Origin of the sequence: Paenibacillus sp. FSL R5-0517, from assembly GCF_037974355.1 — a bacterium.
GTDB lineage: Bacteria > Bacillota > Bacilli > Paenibacillales > Paenibacillaceae > Paenibacillus.
This window is the reverse complement of the sequence record NZ_CP150235.1, coordinates 2,559,420-2,574,243: the sequence shown is the minus strand read 5'-3', so window position 1 is coordinate 2,574,243 and position 14,824 is coordinate 2,559,420. Positions and strand designations below refer to the sequence as shown.

The following is a 14,824-nucleotide window of genomic DNA, read 5'->3' as shown; positions in this document are numbered from 1 at the left end:
CAATACATTGAAGTCTAATACAGGCAAAAGGCTGCTTGATTACGCCTTGAAAGCCAAAGGAACATTTATCGCTGCATTAATTATGCTTACCATTGGTGTTGCGGCCGAGCTTGCCGGGCCGTTCATCGCCAAATCCATGATCGACAATCACTTGCTCGCGATTGAGCAGCCTTTCTATGAGACCACAGCTTCAGATGAAGCCGCAGTCTACAACGGTAAGAACTACAAACGCGAAGGCTTGTTCGAACCGGATGAAAACAAAGGTTCCGAAGTGCGGGTATTACAGGCCGGCAAAAGTTTTTATTTTGTAAACGAACCGGTCAATGCCCCTGACGGAGACCGCACATATGCGGATGGAATCCTCACGGTTACACGCGCAGGTGAAGTAACAGGCCAATATGCGGCAGCCCCCCTGTCCGCCGGTGAACTGTTTGCTTTTTACAAACCGGAGATGCCCAGCATCTATCAATTAATTGTGTACTACATGATCTTCCTCGTGATCTCGGTCATTATGGAGTTTGGTAAAACATTCTGGCTGCAGTCCTCAGCCAACAAGGTCATTCAAAGACTGCGTAACGATGTGTATGCCCACATTCAGCGACTGCCAGTGCACTTTTTTGATAACCTGCCCGCAGGTAAAGTTGTATCTCGGGTCACAAACGATACAGAAGCCGTCAAGGATCTGTTCGTTGCCGTTCTTTCGAACTTTTTCTCAGGAATCATCACGATTACAGGTGTGTATGTCGCACTCTTCCTGCTCGATGTTCGTCTGGGCCTGATCTCATTATTCGTCGTGCCGATGCTCATTACATGGATTGTGCTCTATCGCAAGTTCGCCACTCGCTACAACACGATCATTCGGTCAAGGCTGAGTGAGATCAATGCGATCATTAACGAGTCCATTCAGGGGATGTCCATTATCCGCGTATTCCGCCATCAGAAACAAACCAAGCAGGAATTCGAAGATCTGAATGATGACTATATGAAACACCAGAACAAAATGCTCAACCTGAATGCCTTCACCTCACACAACCTGGTTAACGTATTACGGAATATCGCCTTTGCAGTGGTCCTGTGGTACTTCGGTTCCAGTGTGCTGGATGGCACAAGTATTATTTCCCTGGGTGTTCTGTATGCCTTCGTCGATGTCCTGGGCCGTTTGTTCCAGCCGATCACCGGTATGGTGAATCAGCTCGCCAACCTGGACTCCTCCCTCGTATCTGCTGGTCGCGTCTTTGAGCTGATGGATGAAAAAGGAGAACCCGTAACCGATGGCTCCATGCCAAGATACAAAGGGAATGTTGTCTTCGACGATGTATCCTTTGCCTATAAAAAGGACTATGTGCTCAACAATATCTCGTTCAAAGCATCACAAGGTCAGACGGTGGCTCTGGTCGGCCACACCGGTTCGGGTAAAAGCTCCATCATCAACCTGATGTTCCGGTTCTATGATCCGCAAAAGGGCAAGATCACGATCGATGGTCAGAATGTTAAGGATCTGCCTAAACAGTGGATTCGTGAGCATATGGGGATTGTACTTCAGGACCCGTATCTGTTCACCGGCACCATTGCTTCCAACGTCAGTCTAGGCGATGAGAAGATCTCCCGTGAACGCATTGAACAGGCGCTGCGTGATGTAGGCGCTGAGCGTATACTGGCTCATTTGCCTCAAGGCTTTGACGAACCTGTCATCGAGAAGGGAAGCACATTGTCTGCTGGTCAGCGTCAGTTAATCTCCTTCGCTCGTGCGCTGGCTTTTGATCCGGCTATCCTCATTCTGGATGAAGCGACTGCCAATATTGATACGGAAACGGAAGCTCTCATTCAGAATGCACTCGAAGTCCTCAAAAAAGGACGTACCACCTTCATCATTGCTCACCGTCTCTCCACCATTCGTTCGGCAGATCAGATTCTGGTTCTGCATCGAGGGCGAATCGTTGAGCAGGGTGCACATGATGAACTGATGGAGCTTAAAGGCCGCTATTATAAGATGTACCAGCTTCAGCAAGGTGCGCAAGCAGCAGCGGTCGCGACACTCGAGAATCCATCGGGCGACACCGTTCGAACATCAGCCTCCTTTGCAGGAGGAAATGCATAATATAGTAAAACAGGCAACACAAAAACCGATCTACACAGCTACCTTAGGGGATTGCGGTGTAGATCGGTTTTTTTAGTTTCATCAGGAGCCATGTTCCTTTACCGCTTATTTCCCCCAGACAAAAAACAATCCGCGCGCAACCTCACGGCTGCTGCGGATTGTCTATCCATCCTTTGATCGTATATCCCATGTACATTACGGTCTCCCTTGCGAGAAAAGGAAACTTGCTGCGCCAGGTTCGATAAGCCGTTGTTCGTGTCGGAGAGGAAACGGCATCCATGCCTAGCCCGGCAGCCAGCTTCATGGCCCGTTTCATATGCAGCGGATCACTCACAATTGTATAGGTGTGATAACCGGCCTGTTCACCAATTGGAATTGAATTGACCAGATTCTCCTCGGTAATTCTGGATTTGGTCTCTATACGAATGTCCGCAGGATCTACTCCATGTGCGATGGCATACTTCTGACCCACTTCAGCTTCCGTATGTTCTCCATCAGCAGCCGACCCGCCTGTGAAAAGCAGATTACGAACTGTACCCTGACGGTATAATTCAATCCCGTGTTCGATTCGTTCACGAAATACAGGTGAAGGATTATCTCCCTCCACTGCTGCACCCAGAATGATTGCTGCATCCGATACCCTCGATGAATCCTCATCCGTATAAGCAGATATTCGTACTGCCGTAACCACGGTCCATAGGATTCCAACGAATACTACAGTCAGAGCCATAATTAATATCCAGCGTTTCGTTATCCGTCTGCTTGTCATTCATCCTCTTCCAAAGCCCTTGCTTGCATACTCTCGGTATGCATACGCTCCAGCGTTTGCAGAGCTGCTGCGGATTCGGCATCCAGACCAAGCTCTGCAATCCAGGCACCCGTATATTGCTGAAGACGGATCTCCAACTCCTGTGCGCGGTCTTTGAAATCCTCCAATTCCTTAATCATGCGTGATCGTCCTTCCGGACTAAATGTCTCATGAATGCGTTCCTTGAAATAATGATGTACGATACGGTTACGTTGCTGCCATAATTCATTCAATTGGCGTGTCTCTTCCTCAGAGAATGTAAAATGATGACGTACTTCGTGAATGAGCTGCCCCAGTGAACTGCTCATCTTTCGTTCGTACAGATCTTCCAGGTCTTCTTCAGACACAGCCTTGCCCTGAGACATTTTCATTAATAAAATTAGATTGACCAGCTGCTGTTCAAGCGCCTGCCCGTAGTACACGGCCAATCCGTAATAGGCAAACAATTCCCTGGAGTGTTCGCTGTCCAGCATGTCACCATTCTGGATATCTGTATTTTGCATATGCGAGCGCCTCCTTCAACCGTACGATGTTATCCATTCTATGTCCCTCTATCCTAACCAAACCAAGAGCAACATTCAAGTTATCGGGAAGCGCGTCTTCTAACCCCGCAGATCTCTTCTTCCGGACAGCCACACATGGATAATCAGTAACCCCATTGCGTAGAGCACAGTCCAAAGCATAACCGAAACAAACGAGTCCATCTTTGATTCATCAAATAACATCATCTCACGAACCAGATAAAAGGCTGGTGGAAGTATGCGACCAAGCCATTCTAACGATTCAGGCAAACGTTCGCTTAACGAGCCTTGGATAAACGATAGTAATAATACAATAATGAGGGCAGGCATACTGCGACTAAGCAAGGGAATGTACGATTTTTGAAAGAATACACTGATGCCTAATCCCAGCAGCGATAATCCCAGATGTCCTAACCAGGTCATCATCCACTCCTCACCTGTGGGTTGTCTTTCGAACATTCCAGCGAACACGGGATATAGCACAGTAATTGCGGTAAGCATGAATTGCATAATCCAGGCACAGATGAGTTGACTTGTTACAACCTTACGCCTGCTTCCTGCATGAAGGACCAGTAATTGAAACTGCTTCGCAGGTTCGGTATTCATCACCATGACTCCATGCCAAGCTGCTGCCAGAAATAACAACATAGCCGTGACACTGTAACTGTCCGCAATTGGGTTGGGTTTGTAAGAATAGATCAGTAACATGGCAATGATATAAAAGATAACCGGTGCAAAATATTTCTGTGAGCGAATGTGATGCCTTAACAAATATCGGGTCAGATAGATCATTCGGCTTCTCCCCCCGCACCATCCATGGAAGAGCTTAAGTCCACAGATTCTGTGACACCTCCACGACTCGCATGTACAGCTGGATGTTGTCCTCCAAGCAGACTTTCCATATGTAATTGACTTTCCTCCTGTTGTACAGACACTACCGAACCTCCGGAAGCCAGAATCATTCGGAGGACATCATCTGTGGATTGTTGAACCACTTTCCAATCCCACAACCAAGATTTTGCGTTCCCCAAGCTCGTATCACGATCTAAAGACAACACTCCCGGTTGATGTGAAATGGATGGATCATTAGCCAGATCCTCTCCAGCAGGAGCCAGACTTTGAATACATACAACCGGTTCGCCAGCTTGCAGTATATCCTCACGATTCCAGTAGCGGAGCACACTGCCTTTCTTCAACACAATCACCTGGTCTGCCAAACGTTCGATAAGCAAGGGTTCATGGCAAGCTGTAACAATGCATGTCCCTTCATCCTTCCATTCCCCCAATAGGGATACGACTGCCTCTTGCGCTGGAATATCCAAGCCTGATAACGGTTCATCCAGCAACAAAAGACCACCCGGTCCAGCTAAAAGGGCCTGAATCAAATTTACTTTTTGCAATGTGCCCTTGGACAATAAGAGTAACTTCTGATCGATCGCGGTATCAAGATATAAAAGTTCGCTAAGTTCTCTTATCCGCCCACGTAGTTCTTCGGGGCGAATGCCCCGAATCCGTCCCATCTCCCACAAGTACTTCCTAGATGTAAAGGGTACACGTGGCAGGCCATCTACTGCATACTTTGCAGAACCCTTCAATGTGCGATAAATCGATCCTTTGTCAGGTAACAGAATACCCGCCATCATACGAAGCAATGTGCTTTTGCCCGAGCCATTTCTGCCAACAATCACAGCGCATTCGCCCTGCTTCACTTCCAGATTAATTTGATCCAGTACCTGAGCATAACCTAATCGTTTGCTCACTTGTTGAAGCAGTATACCTCGGACTGATGAGTCTGGTGAAGCTTGATCCGACTTCCTGAAAAGACCACGTGTACTCCATGTCATTGGAATCACATCCGTTCTGGAGCTTGCACACCTAGCAAATGTAAACTGTAAGCGAGGCGTTCGGCAGTCCGTTTGGCCAATGCCACCCGGAAGGATCTTACATCAGATGACGCATCCGCAATCCGTTCGGCGTGATAGAAGCGGTTGAACGCCTGAGCGACATCTATTGTGTATTTGGCAATGACCGAAGGTTCATTCCGATGAATTGCTTTTGCCAGATACTCGGGATATTCACCGAGCAGTTTCAGCAACGCCCAAGCGGTATCTCCGATATTGGATGAAGTGGTCACTTTTTCATTCTCACCATCCGCAAGGCTGGCGTTAGTCAGATGGTTTTCATTTTCTACACGTATCGCCTCTTCTGCCTTGGCAAGCACACTTTGAATCCGGGCATGGGTATATTGCACATAAGGTCCGGTCTCTCCTTCAAAACTCACCGCATCTTCCAGTGAGAAGTCCTCATCGTTTAACCGATTATTGCGCAGATCACCGAAGATAATAGCACCTACACCAACAGCCTCAGCTACCTTCTGAGGGTTCTCCAGATTCGGGTTTTTCTCTTGAATAATCTGCAAAGCACGAGCGACTGCCTCATCCAACACTTCCTGCAAGAAGACGACTTTACCGCGACGTGTAGACATTTTCCGTCCCTCAAAACGCATTAATCCAAACGGGATATGTTCACATTTCGCAGACCATTCATGCCCCATCCGGGAAAGGACCGCAAATACCTGCCGGAAATGCAGCTTCTGCTCGCCTCCGACCACGTATAACAAGCGATCTGCCTTCATCACCTCATGACGATACACCGCCGTAGCCAAATCCCGTGTAGGATAGATGGTTGTTCCGTCTTTTTTGATAATCAGGCACGGGGGCATGTTCTCGTCCTCCAGACGTACCACGAGTGCTCCATCACTCTCTTCAAGTAAACCTTTCGCCTTGAGTTCTTCAACCACCGCGCCCATCTTATCATTGTAAAAGCTCTCCCCCAACGTATGGTCGAACTGTACATTCAGACGTTCATACATCCGGTTGAATTCCTTCATGCTGACTTCCACAAAGAACGCCCATAACCGCTGTGCTTCTTCATCCCCTTGCTCCAGCTTGCGGAACCACTCCCGTGCCTCCATCTCCAGGGAAGGATCGTTCTCTGCCTCATCGTGGAAGCGCACATACAGTTCCAGGGACGTACGGATCGGTTCTGCCTGCAATGCTTCATCATTGCCCCATCTTTTGTATGCTGCAATCTGTTTGCCAAACTGGGTTCCCCAGTCTCCCAGATGATTCACACTTACAGAGGTATAACCCGCTTCGTTATACAACCGATACAGTGCTGCACCAATGACAGTAGAACGCAAATGTCCGATACCAAAGGGTTTCGCGATGTTAGGAGAAGACATATCAATCACGACACGCGAACCCTGACCAAGCTGAAGCTTACCGAATGCGGCATCTCCCAGTTCTTTTAGCAGATTCGGCGCGAGCGCCTCCCGATTAAAGCGGATATTTACATACGGCCCGGCCGGAGTCGCTTCAATTCCAGATGCCTGTAATCCCGTTGCGAGCTCAGTTGCAATGACTGCCGGTGCTTTTTTTAATGACTTCGCTAATGCAAAACAAGGGAATGCTGCATCCCCCATCTCCGCTTGTGGTGGAACCTCCAGTAATCTCATAACTTCTTCTTCAGTCAATCCCGTTAAAGGCGCAATATCGGCCGCAGCCTGTTTCATCAACATGTCAAACACTCCTTATCCATTCATCAGTGGCTGAAAATAAACACAAAAAAGCTCCCGTCTCTACATAAGAGACGAGAGCTGACTTAACAGTTCCCGCGGTACCACTCTAAGTGAACAGGTTGCTCTTCATATGCATCAACATGCATACCCGCAGAACCAATTCCGCTCGATGCGTATAACGGTCGCAAGCCGAGTTACCCTCAGACAGATCTGGCCTATCCCCAATCGGGATACGTACATCTTTTCGGATAACCATCTCACGGGTGCGGTTCACACAGGTCATGTCATACCGGCTCCCACCTCTCCCGGCTCGCTGTCATGTATGGATCTGGCTACTCTCCCGATCATTGATATTCTTCGTTTCAATTCATTCCCATCATTATACATACCACGTTTAGACTTGGCAACCTGCATTAAAAATCCCCTACAGAAAGGCAATACACATAGGCACATCGTCTCAGATGCCTGTGTTTCACTACCTTCCCTTAGGGGACCAAGGTCATTATCGGTTTTTATTATATGTTCCAGTGAAATAGTAATTATGCTACTGCTGCCATCAACCGGCAAGCTTCTGCACATCTGCGGCAAGCCTCTGCACATGCTTGGCAGTGATCGTGGTTGTGTTTGCCACACTCTGCGGCGCAAGCTTCACAAGCTTTCACACACAATTCGCATATTTCAGCAATGAAATCACTTCCACGTGTCATCGCTTGTGCAGCAAAACTGCAGATCTCCGCACATTCCCGATTCAAACGGATACAATCACGCAGCATCGCCAGATCATATTCTTTCAGACTCGATATGTAACATACGTTGCAAGCATTCATGCACTCCAGGCAAGCATCGATACATTGTTGATATTGTTGTTGTGTCATTTAAAGTTACCTCCCAGGCAAAGTTTGCTATGCTTCTTAATACCCAGTTGGGAGGAATATTGAATCATCCAACTTACTTTATCGCTTCCAATTCCAGTAATTGGTCACGAATGACAGTTTGGTCAAAATGTTCACCTATAAACACAGCAACATTAGGGACATTTCCCTGAGGTGTGATCTTCATGTAGTCCGATTCACGGTAGGCATACTGGAACCAAAAGCGGCTCGCCGTGTCACTAAATGATAAAATACCTTTTGCTCGATACACATCCCGTGGCAGTGCGGATACAAATCGTTCAAACGCCTCGCTGTTCACCGGATGACTGAAATAGTGCGTATAAACCATGACATGTTCGTGTGAGGCATGAGGAGCGGAATGCTCGTGAGCTTGGTCATGGGCCACGCCATGGCTATGGGATAGGTCAGTATTGGTAACATTGCTTTCGACTTGATGATGTGTATGCTCAGGTTCATGTCCATGACTACAGCCATGTGTACCACAGGTTTCCGTATGTACATGACGCTCTTGTTGAGCATGCTTCCCTGCTTCAGAAGCTGAATCACGCACGTGCACGTCTGACCCGCTGCGAAGCAACAGATCCATTTCCACCTCACATTTAACTGTGGGGATTACAGGTGCAAAACTATTCCATTTTGCCAAAAGCTGTTCCAGATCTTGCAGTTCCTGTGCACTCACCCGATCCGTTTTGTTTAAGAGAAGCACAGACGCACAACGAATCTGCTCCTGCATTAGTTTGAAGGTCTGCCCCTTCTGCTCCTGATACAGACCAGATAGATGTGCTGCATCCACAACCGTGATGAGACTTTTCAGTTCCAGTCGCATGTAGAGTGAGGTCTCCGTTACCGCATCCAGAATCTCCATTGGATTCGCCGCACCGGTTGCTTCAATAACGATCACATCAGGTGATTCCTCCTGAACGAGATCAGCAAGTTGCAATCCCAAGTCACCACGAACGGTACAACAGATGCATCCACCTAACATCTCTGTCATGGGAACGGTGGAATCCACAATCTGACCATCCAGATTGACTTCGCCTAACTCATTCATAACCACTGCGGGACGCAAACCCTGCTGTTGCCAATGTTCAATCAACTGAACAAGCAGTGTTGTTTTGCCACTTCCCAAAAAACCTGACAGTATATATACAGGTATGGATTGTTCTTTTAAAATTGTTTCATTCATGCGTATACACCTCTCTGATTGTCCTTCTTGTAACCTGATCTATCTGTATCTAGCGAGTGTACACCATCCCGCATTCGTTATGCAATCATGTTCAATTCTTCCCCAGTACATTGCCTGATGCTAACGGATGGTCTATGCTATGAGGACATGTTGATTGAAGGAGGAAGTTTCATGACTAGTTCAGTGGAACAACATCGCCAGGAAGCTCCGACCACGGTATCGTGCATGATTGTTACAGTGTCAGACACGCGCACCAAAGACACGGACACCAGTGGCCAGCTCATGCATCAGCTTCTGAATGAAGCAGGGTATCAGATTGTTGAATACATCATTACACCAGACGAAACGGAGAACATTCGAAGCATCCTGCAGGATGCAGCTGTTCGTGATGATATTGAAGCCGTGCTGCTTAGCGGCGGAACAGGAATTGCTCCCCGAGATACGACATACGAAGCGGTATCCTCATTGCTCGACAAGGAACTTCCAGGTTTCGGTGAGATCTTCCGATTTCTCAGTTACACCGAAGATATCGGTTCAGCTGCCATCCTAAGCAGAGCCGTTGCTGGTACGATTGGACGCACTGCGGTATTCTCCATGCCAGGTTCCAGAGGTGCCGTCAAATTGGCCATGGAAAAACTCATTTTGCCTGAACTACGGCATGTCATGCGTGAAATATATAAACCCGTCTGAAAGATCAGACGGGTTTTCGGGTTTATTTTCAGCTGTACGGTATAGTATGAGTTGTCTCGCTCTACTTACCTTAGTTGCCCCAGCACATGTTGGAACACCTGCATAACATCCTGTTCATACTTGTCCTTTTCCCCACCCGAAGCTGTATACACGAGTGAGACGTATCCTTTGCTGCGAATCGTTGTCCGGCCAAGCGCATTCTCCAAGACAGCCTCATCACGATTCTCACTATACATTTGTTTCATGCCGGCAGCACGGGTTGCTGCATCACTGAAAATGTGGACTTTCACGATATGTCTACTACTTCCATTCAGCAAATACATATAAGAGATCCCACCATGGCCATCATCTTCAAACATATTATTCATCAGCTGAATGCTTTTTGCTTCAAAACTCTTACTGATCTCACTTACCAATTCACCGTTTAATCCGTGTCCTTGACTCTGTGCCCGCACATTCCCTTCATCTGTCGCTTCACGGGTGTAGACCTTCCGCTCCTGCTCAATGGTTGATGCCGAACATGCCACCAGGGTCCAGACACTTGTGATCAACACTCCACTTATAAGTATCGACTTCATTGTTCTTCGAACCAGACTTCGTTTTTTTCTATCAAAACACATGCCAATCCTTCCTTTCCAGCCACATGTACTGTGACCCAATCAGGTAGAATTAGCATGTCTTAGGACTTGGAAACTTATGCGGATGGCATATCTGATATTGTATTGACCACAGTCCGACCTACTGCACCACCTTGGAGTATCGTCTCAAGTGTATGCGGCAACTGGTCTAGAGAAATTTCGCGGATTCCCAGTTCCAGCGCACGCTCCGGTTTCCATTCTCCGCCGAGCAGTTCCCACAGCCGTTCCCGACGTTCCATCGGACAATATACAGAGTCTATACCAATAAGCTGGATACCACGCAATATAAACGGAAGTACCGTGGATTCAAAAGCTGTGCCTCCCGTTAACCCGGAGACCGCTGCCGCTCCTCCGTATTGAATCTGTTTTAATCGCTCCGCGAGTGCAGGTCCTCCTGTTGGATCAACAACTCCCGCCCATAGCTGTTTCCCCATGGCTCCTTTAGCTGGAGCATCAGCTTCTTCACGAGTAATAACCTCCGAAGCTCCCAAGTTCCGGAGCAATGACTCCTCCTGATCCTTCTTGCCTGTGCTGGCTGTTACTTGGAAGCCAAGTTTCGCCAGAATCGCCACGGCCATACTTCCAACGCCCCCCGTTGCACCCGTAACCAGAATCTTGCCCATCGCCGGGGTTACTCCAGCCTGTAACAGCGCATCTACCGAAAGTGCAGCCGTAAATCCTGCGGTTCCAATCGCCATGGCTTCTTTCTCACTGAGACCCGGTGGAAGAGGCACCAGCCATTCACTGCGCAGACGAGCATACTCGCTGTACCCTCCGTAATGAGATACGCCAGGTTCGAATCCTGTACTGATTACCCGATCTCCTGGTGCAAAACGTCCACTCACGGACTCTTCTACCGTTCCGGCCAGATCGATTCCCGGTACCATCGGGTATTCACGAACGACGCCACCCTTCTCAAGAGTCGCAAGTCCGTCTTTATAATTGACACTGGAATATTGCACCTGTACCGTTACATCTCCATTCGGAAGATCTTCCTTCTTCAGTTGCTCTATACCCGCTTTCACTCCGCCCTGCTCTTCTTTACGAACAACATATGCGTTAAAATGGTTTTTCATCGATAGCCACTCCTTTTTCGGATTTTATATATTTTTCCATTAAGCACATGAATTGTTCGCATTCAGTCTTAACGTAATCATCAAGCTCTATCTCTCCTGAGCGTCAACAGATAGATTAGCGGACCCACGATAGGGATAATGCCCGCCGCGGCCCAAGCTGGTGAACGTCGACTGCCTTTGGCGTCCCTGTATATTGCAATCACGGAAAGCAAGGTCAACAGTACAAAATCAATCGTCATAATATGTACAAAGGATGATTGCTTGAACGCCTCCACATATACATCCGGATGACCTTGCGTCACGGCGTAGAATGCGGTCCCCAGCGTCAATAGCAGAAGGACTACATGCGTCAACTTGTGAGCTGCCACTCTTCCAATACCCGACTCCCGCTGACGACCAAAATGCAAGCTTGTATAACCCGAAGCTCTATTTGCGGATGATGACCACACATAGTAGGGAAGCAGGGCAAAAGCACCTAGTCCAAAAGAAAGCAGAACAAAAGGCCAAGCCGGTACACGGCCACTTCGTTCTTTCACCGATGTTCTTAACAGCATACAGGCATAAACTGCCGGGAAAATACCTAACCACGAAAACACAGTAAGCAACCAAGGCTCTTTGCTTTGCATGGTGATCAGTTCTTTGAATATTGGATCACTTCCAGGTGACTGCCCCGGTGCCAGCATCAATGCATAGGCAATAAAAGCGATCCAGACCAGTCCTAATATCCATCTCATGTCTGCACCTCCTCTTACTTTCATCCCCTACAGCTGCGGGATTGAATCAATAGATGCAGAATTTGGCGTCTCCTGCGCTTTCCCGAGAAATAATTACTGCGTTCTCCAGAATAACTTTTTGAATTGCGCATGACCATTTCCAGTATAGCCTGCTACCTTGGCAGTCTGTCCATGAGATTTCTTACATACGGGTCCGAGTTAATCGGATCATATAAAAAACGTCTATCGACATACTTTCTGAAGACAGACCGCGTTTAGCTGAAATTTTGCTTGTAAGCGTCGAATCGTTCAACCTTCGCTAAACACGTATACATTCCATGATCATCAAAAAGGCATAAGCCAGTATTCTTACCTGGTTATGCCTTTTTGTCATTCTTAAGTTTAGATCATTCCTCTGTGGATTTCACATGTTCCGCAATAAGCTTCTGCTTCATATTCCATGCCGCAGGGCTAATGTTTACACGGTAGATCTCCGGGTTGAGCTTCCGTTGGTATTCAGGCCAGAACAGATTCATCTGTTCCCGGTGATACGCCCGAATCTCATCCAGATTAGGCAGCTCATACACTTTGCGTCCGTTCACAAAGATCGGCTCCAGCATATTGACCGCTTCGTAGCGGGTAACGGTTTTTTTCAGGTAAGGGTGTAGCGGGTTGAACAGCTTGAGCGGTCCGCCTTGGAGCGGCTGCTCTTCATCTGGATAGCAGATATAATCCGCAATCGCTTTGCCATGTTTCGGATCAATGATCCGGAACACTTCCTTTTTACCTGGAGTGGACACCTTTTCAGGATTGGCAGAAATTTTGATCGTAGGCAACATGGCACCGTCCACTTCACGTTCTACCAATTTGTACACTCCACCCAAAGATGGCTGGTCAGAAGCGGTAATCAACTGTGTCCCGACACCCCATGTATCAATCCGTGCTCCTTGTGCCTTCAGGTTGAAAATCGTGTTTTCATCCAAATCATTGGATGCTACAATTTTCACATAATCCAGGCCAGCCTCATCCAGCATCTGACGTGCCTGAATGGATAAGTACGCAAGGTCACCGCTGTCCAGACGAATCGCATTCATCTTTTTGCCTTGGCTCTCTAGCTTCTTGGCTGTCTTGATGGCGTGAGGTACTCCACTGTTCAATGTGTCAAAGGTATCAACCAATAACGTAACCTGATCAGGCAAGACCTTGGCATACACGTCAAACGCCTCCTGTTCACTCATAAAGCTCTGTACCCAGGAATGGGCGTGTGTACCTGCTGTTGGGATTCCGAAGCGCTCTCCGGCCAGCATGTTGGAGGTTGCATGGAAGCCTGCTACATACGAAGCACGTGCGCCCCAGATGGCCGCATCCGCTTCCTGTGCACGCCGTGTACCGAATTCGAGCAACGTATCCTGTTGGGCTACCTGTTTGATCCGCGAAGCCTTGGTTGCAATCAACGTCTGATAATTCATGAAGTTAAGTATTGCCGTCTCCACCAATTGTGTCTCCATAATGGAGCCTTCTACCCGAATGAGCGGTTCGTCAGGGAAAACAATTGCTCCCTCCTTCATGGAATGAATCGTGCCCTGAAATGAAAACTGGAGCAACTCTTCCAGAAAGACCGGATCGTAATTTTCCTCTTGTTTGGATAAAAATTTGATGTCGTCCATTGTAAACCGAAGCTGGCTGATGTAGTTCACAATCCGTTCCAATCCGGCAAATACCGCATATCCGTTGCCAAAAGGAAGCTTACGGAAATAGGCTTCAAATACCGCCTTCCGCTTGTGAGTACCATTCACCCAATGGGCGTACATCATATTGATCTGATATTTATCCGTATGTAAAGCCAGGCTAGTTGTCTGCATTTGTCTCATCCTCTCTGACTTCCGCTCGTGCCCCAGATTTCAATTGAGGACACGGGTTAACATATGGAGACTCATTCTTCATGATTCTGTTCATCCGCATTAAACAAACAAGTCTCCCGTAAAACTCTATACACCATTCACCACATTCATCCGGTTCTTAACAGGCAGAACCAAACAGAATTATCGATTAAATTACGCAAGGACTGTCTCACTCGCCTTAACCACCGAAGCACCCAGGCTGGAACGAAAATGTCCTAGCGCCCATTCATGTCCTGCCGGATTAAAGCTGGCAACAGCATCTTCATATACCGTAATATGAAATCCTTTATTGTAAGCGTCCACTGCGGTATGCAATATGCAGATATCCGTGCATACCCCTATAAGTGCAATATCCGTAATTCCACGTGCACGCAGTCTGAGTTCCAGATCGGTTCCACAGAATGCACTATATCTCGTCTTATCCATCCACCGAATATCGTTTTTCCGTACTTCCATCACTTGGGCAAGACGTCCATATAACTGTCTCCCCTCTGTATCTCTGATGTTGTGAGGTGGGAAAAGTACCGTCTCCGGGTGATACGGATCATTTTCTTCGTGCAGGTCCACGGCCATGATTACCTCATGTTTGTTATTACAATAAGCCTCGGTTACAGCTGCAATCGTCTCTTCGATCTCTACCGCCGGCTGACCTACAGGTAAAGAACCTGTCACAAAATCATTCGTAAAATCAATCACAATCAGTGCTTTCATCGTCAACAC

15 protein-coding genes are annotated in these 14,824 nt (G+C 47.7%); 2 read left to right on the top strand and 13 right to left on the bottom strand.

Translation table 11 applies throughout. The annotated features are described in order from the left end of the window. Nucleotides 1-7 precede the first annotated feature (7 nt). Nucleotides 8-2,098: an ABC transporter ATP-binding protein gene (locus tag MKX40_RS11670; protein ID WP_339241696.1), complete on the top strand. Its 2,091-nt coding sequence runs from the start codon at nt 8-10 to the stop codon at nt 2,096-2,098. Nucleotides 2,099-2,240: 142 nt separating this feature from the next. Here MKX40_RS11670 and MKX40_RS11665 read toward each other — a convergent pair whose 3' ends face one another. From MKX40_RS11665 to MKX40_RS11630, 8 genes are all read right to left on the bottom strand, one after another. Then, nucleotides 2,241-2,867, bottom strand: coding sequence for a YdcF family protein (locus MKX40_RS11665; RefSeq protein ID WP_339241695.1), 627 nt, complete (start codon nt 2,865-2,867; stop codon nt 2,241-2,243). Then, on the bottom strand, nt 2,864-3,409 hold the full coding sequence (locus MKX40_RS11660; RefSeq protein WP_053061520.1) for a hypothetical protein: 546 nt from the start codon (nt 3,407-3,409) through the stop codon (nt 2,864-2,866). Before MKX40_RS11660 ends, MKX40_RS11665 begins: the two co-directional genes overlap by 4 nt. 99 nt (nt 3,410-3,508) lie before the next feature. Continuing rightward, on the bottom strand, nt 3,509-4,219 hold the full coding sequence (locus tag MKX40_RS11655) for a hypothetical protein (protein WP_339241694.1): 711 nt from the start codon (nt 4,217-4,219) through the stop codon (nt 3,509-3,511). After that, complete coding sequence (locus tag MKX40_RS11650; protein ID WP_339241693.1) at nt 4,216-5,271, bottom strand: ATP-binding cassette domain-containing protein; 1,056 nt, start codon at nt 5,269-5,271, stop codon at nt 4,216-4,218. The genes MKX40_RS11655 and MKX40_RS11650 overlap by 4 nt, the downstream gene beginning before the upstream one ends. Before the next feature lie 5 nt (nt 5,272-5,276). Beyond that, nucleotides 5,277-7,007 carry an arginine--tRNA ligase gene (argS, locus tag MKX40_RS11645; RefSeq protein WP_339241692.1) on the bottom strand — a complete coding sequence of 577 codons (1,731 nt, stop codon included), beginning with the start codon at nt 7,005-7,007 and terminating at the stop codon, nt 5,277-5,279. Between the two features lie 106 nt (nt 7,008-7,113). After that, complete coding sequence (locus MKX40_RS11640; protein WP_339241691.1) at nt 7,114-7,290, bottom strand: hypothetical protein; 177 nt, start codon at nt 7,288-7,290, stop codon at nt 7,114-7,116. A gap of 256 nt (nt 7,291-7,546) precedes the next feature. Beyond that, nucleotides 7,547-7,882, bottom strand: coding sequence for a four-helix bundle copper-binding protein (locus MKX40_RS11635; protein ID WP_253433942.1), 336 nt, complete (start codon nt 7,880-7,882; stop codon nt 7,547-7,549). Nucleotides 7,883-7,955: 73 nt separating this feature from the next. Further along, entirely contained in the window at nt 7,956-9,086 is a 1,131-nt protein-coding gene (locus tag MKX40_RS11630; protein WP_339241690.1) for a GTP-binding protein, read from the bottom strand. A 171-nt stretch (nt 9,087-9,257) separates the two neighbouring features. On the opposite strand from MKX40_RS11630, the gene MKX40_RS11625 reads away from it, so the two are divergent. Next, on the top strand, nt 9,258-9,776 hold the full coding sequence (locus MKX40_RS11625) for a molybdenum cofactor biosynthesis protein B (RefSeq protein WP_339241689.1): 519 nt from the start codon (nt 9,258-9,260) through the stop codon (nt 9,774-9,776). A gap of 65 nt (nt 9,777-9,841) precedes the next feature. Here MKX40_RS11625 and MKX40_RS11620 read toward each other — a convergent pair whose 3' ends face one another. The 5 genes from MKX40_RS11620 to MKX40_RS11600 form a co-directional block, all read right to left on the bottom strand. Continuing rightward, nucleotides 9,842-10,396: a hypothetical protein gene (locus tag MKX40_RS11620; protein WP_339241687.1), complete on the bottom strand. Its 555-nt coding sequence runs from the start codon at nt 10,394-10,396 to the stop codon at nt 9,842-9,844. Between the two features lie 74 nt (nt 10,397-10,470). Further along, the gene (locus tag MKX40_RS11615; RefSeq protein WP_339241686.1) at nt 10,471-11,490 is read right to left on the bottom strand and encodes an oxidoreductase; all 1,020 of its coding nucleotides are present in this window, start codon (nt 11,488-11,490) and stop codon (nt 10,471-10,473) included. Between the two features lie 80 nt (nt 11,491-11,570). Beyond that, the gene (locus tag MKX40_RS11610) at nt 11,571-12,224 is read right to left on the bottom strand and encodes a hypothetical protein (protein WP_339241685.1); all 654 of its coding nucleotides are present in this window, start codon (nt 12,222-12,224) and stop codon (nt 11,571-11,573) included. 386 nt (nt 12,225-12,610) lie between these two features. Further along, nucleotides 12,611-14,065 carry a nicotinate phosphoribosyltransferase gene (locus tag MKX40_RS11605; protein WP_091017227.1) on the bottom strand — a complete coding sequence of 485 codons (1,455 nt, stop codon included), beginning with the start codon at nt 14,063-14,065 and terminating at the stop codon, nt 12,611-12,613. Between the two features lie 192 nt (nt 14,066-14,257). Beyond that, the gene (locus MKX40_RS11600; protein ID WP_339241683.1) at nt 14,258-14,815 is read right to left on the bottom strand and encodes an isochorismatase family cysteine hydrolase; all 558 of its coding nucleotides are present in this window, start codon (nt 14,813-14,815) and stop codon (nt 14,258-14,260) included. Between the last annotated feature and the right edge of the window lie 9 nt (nt 14,816-14,824).

Excerpts from the sequence above, each read along its gene's own strand:
- MKX40_RS11665 (WP_339241695.1), bottom strand. The coding sequence starts at position 2,867 with ATGACAAGCAGACGGATAACGAAACGCTGGATATTAATTATGGCTCTG.
- MKX40_RS11660 (WP_053061520.1), bottom strand. The coding sequence starts at position 3,409 with ATGCAAAATACAGATATCCAGAATGGTGACATGCTGGACAGCGAACAC.
- MKX40_RS11655 (WP_339241694.1), bottom strand. The coding sequence starts at position 4,219 with ATGATCTATCTGACCCGATATTTGTTAAGGCATCACATTCGCTCACAG.
- MKX40_RS11650 (WP_339241693.1), bottom strand. The coding sequence starts at position 5,271 with ATGACATGGAGTACACGTGGTCTTTTCAGGAAGTCGGATCAAGCTTCA.
- argS (WP_339241692.1), bottom strand. The coding sequence starts at position 7,007 with ATGTTGATGAAACAGGCTGCGGCCGATATTGCGCCTTTAACGGGATTG.
- MKX40_RS11640 (WP_339241691.1), bottom strand. The coding sequence starts at position 7,290 with ATGACCTGTGTGAACCGCACCCGTGAGATGGTTATCCGAAAAGATGTA.
- MKX40_RS11635 (WP_253433942.1), bottom strand. The coding sequence starts at position 7,882 with ATGACACAACAACAATATCAACAATGTATCGATGCTTGCCTGGAGTGC.
- MKX40_RS11630 (WP_339241690.1), bottom strand. The coding sequence starts at position 9,086 with ATGAATGAAACAATTTTAAAAGAACAATCCATACCTGTATATATACTG.
- MKX40_RS11625 (WP_339241689.1), top strand. The coding sequence starts at position 9,258 with ATGACTAGTTCAGTGGAACAACATCGCCAGGAAGCTCCGACCACGGTA.
- MKX40_RS11620 (WP_339241687.1), bottom strand. The coding sequence starts at position 10,396 with ATGTGTTTTGATAGAAAAAAACGAAGTCTGGTTCGAAGAACAATGAAG.
- MKX40_RS11615 (WP_339241686.1), bottom strand. The coding sequence starts at position 11,490 with ATGAAAAACCATTTTAACGCATATGTTGTTCGTAAAGAAGAGCAGGGC.
- MKX40_RS11610 (WP_339241685.1), bottom strand. The coding sequence starts at position 12,224 with ATGAGATGGATATTAGGACTGGTCTGGATCGCTTTTATTGCCTATGCA.
- MKX40_RS11605 (WP_091017227.1), bottom strand. The coding sequence starts at position 14,065 with ATGCAGACAACTAGCCTGGCTTTACATACGGATAAATATCAGATCAAT.
- MKX40_RS11600 (WP_339241683.1), bottom strand. The coding sequence starts at position 14,815 with ATGAAAGCACTGATTGTGATTGATTTTACGAATGATTTTGTGACAGGT.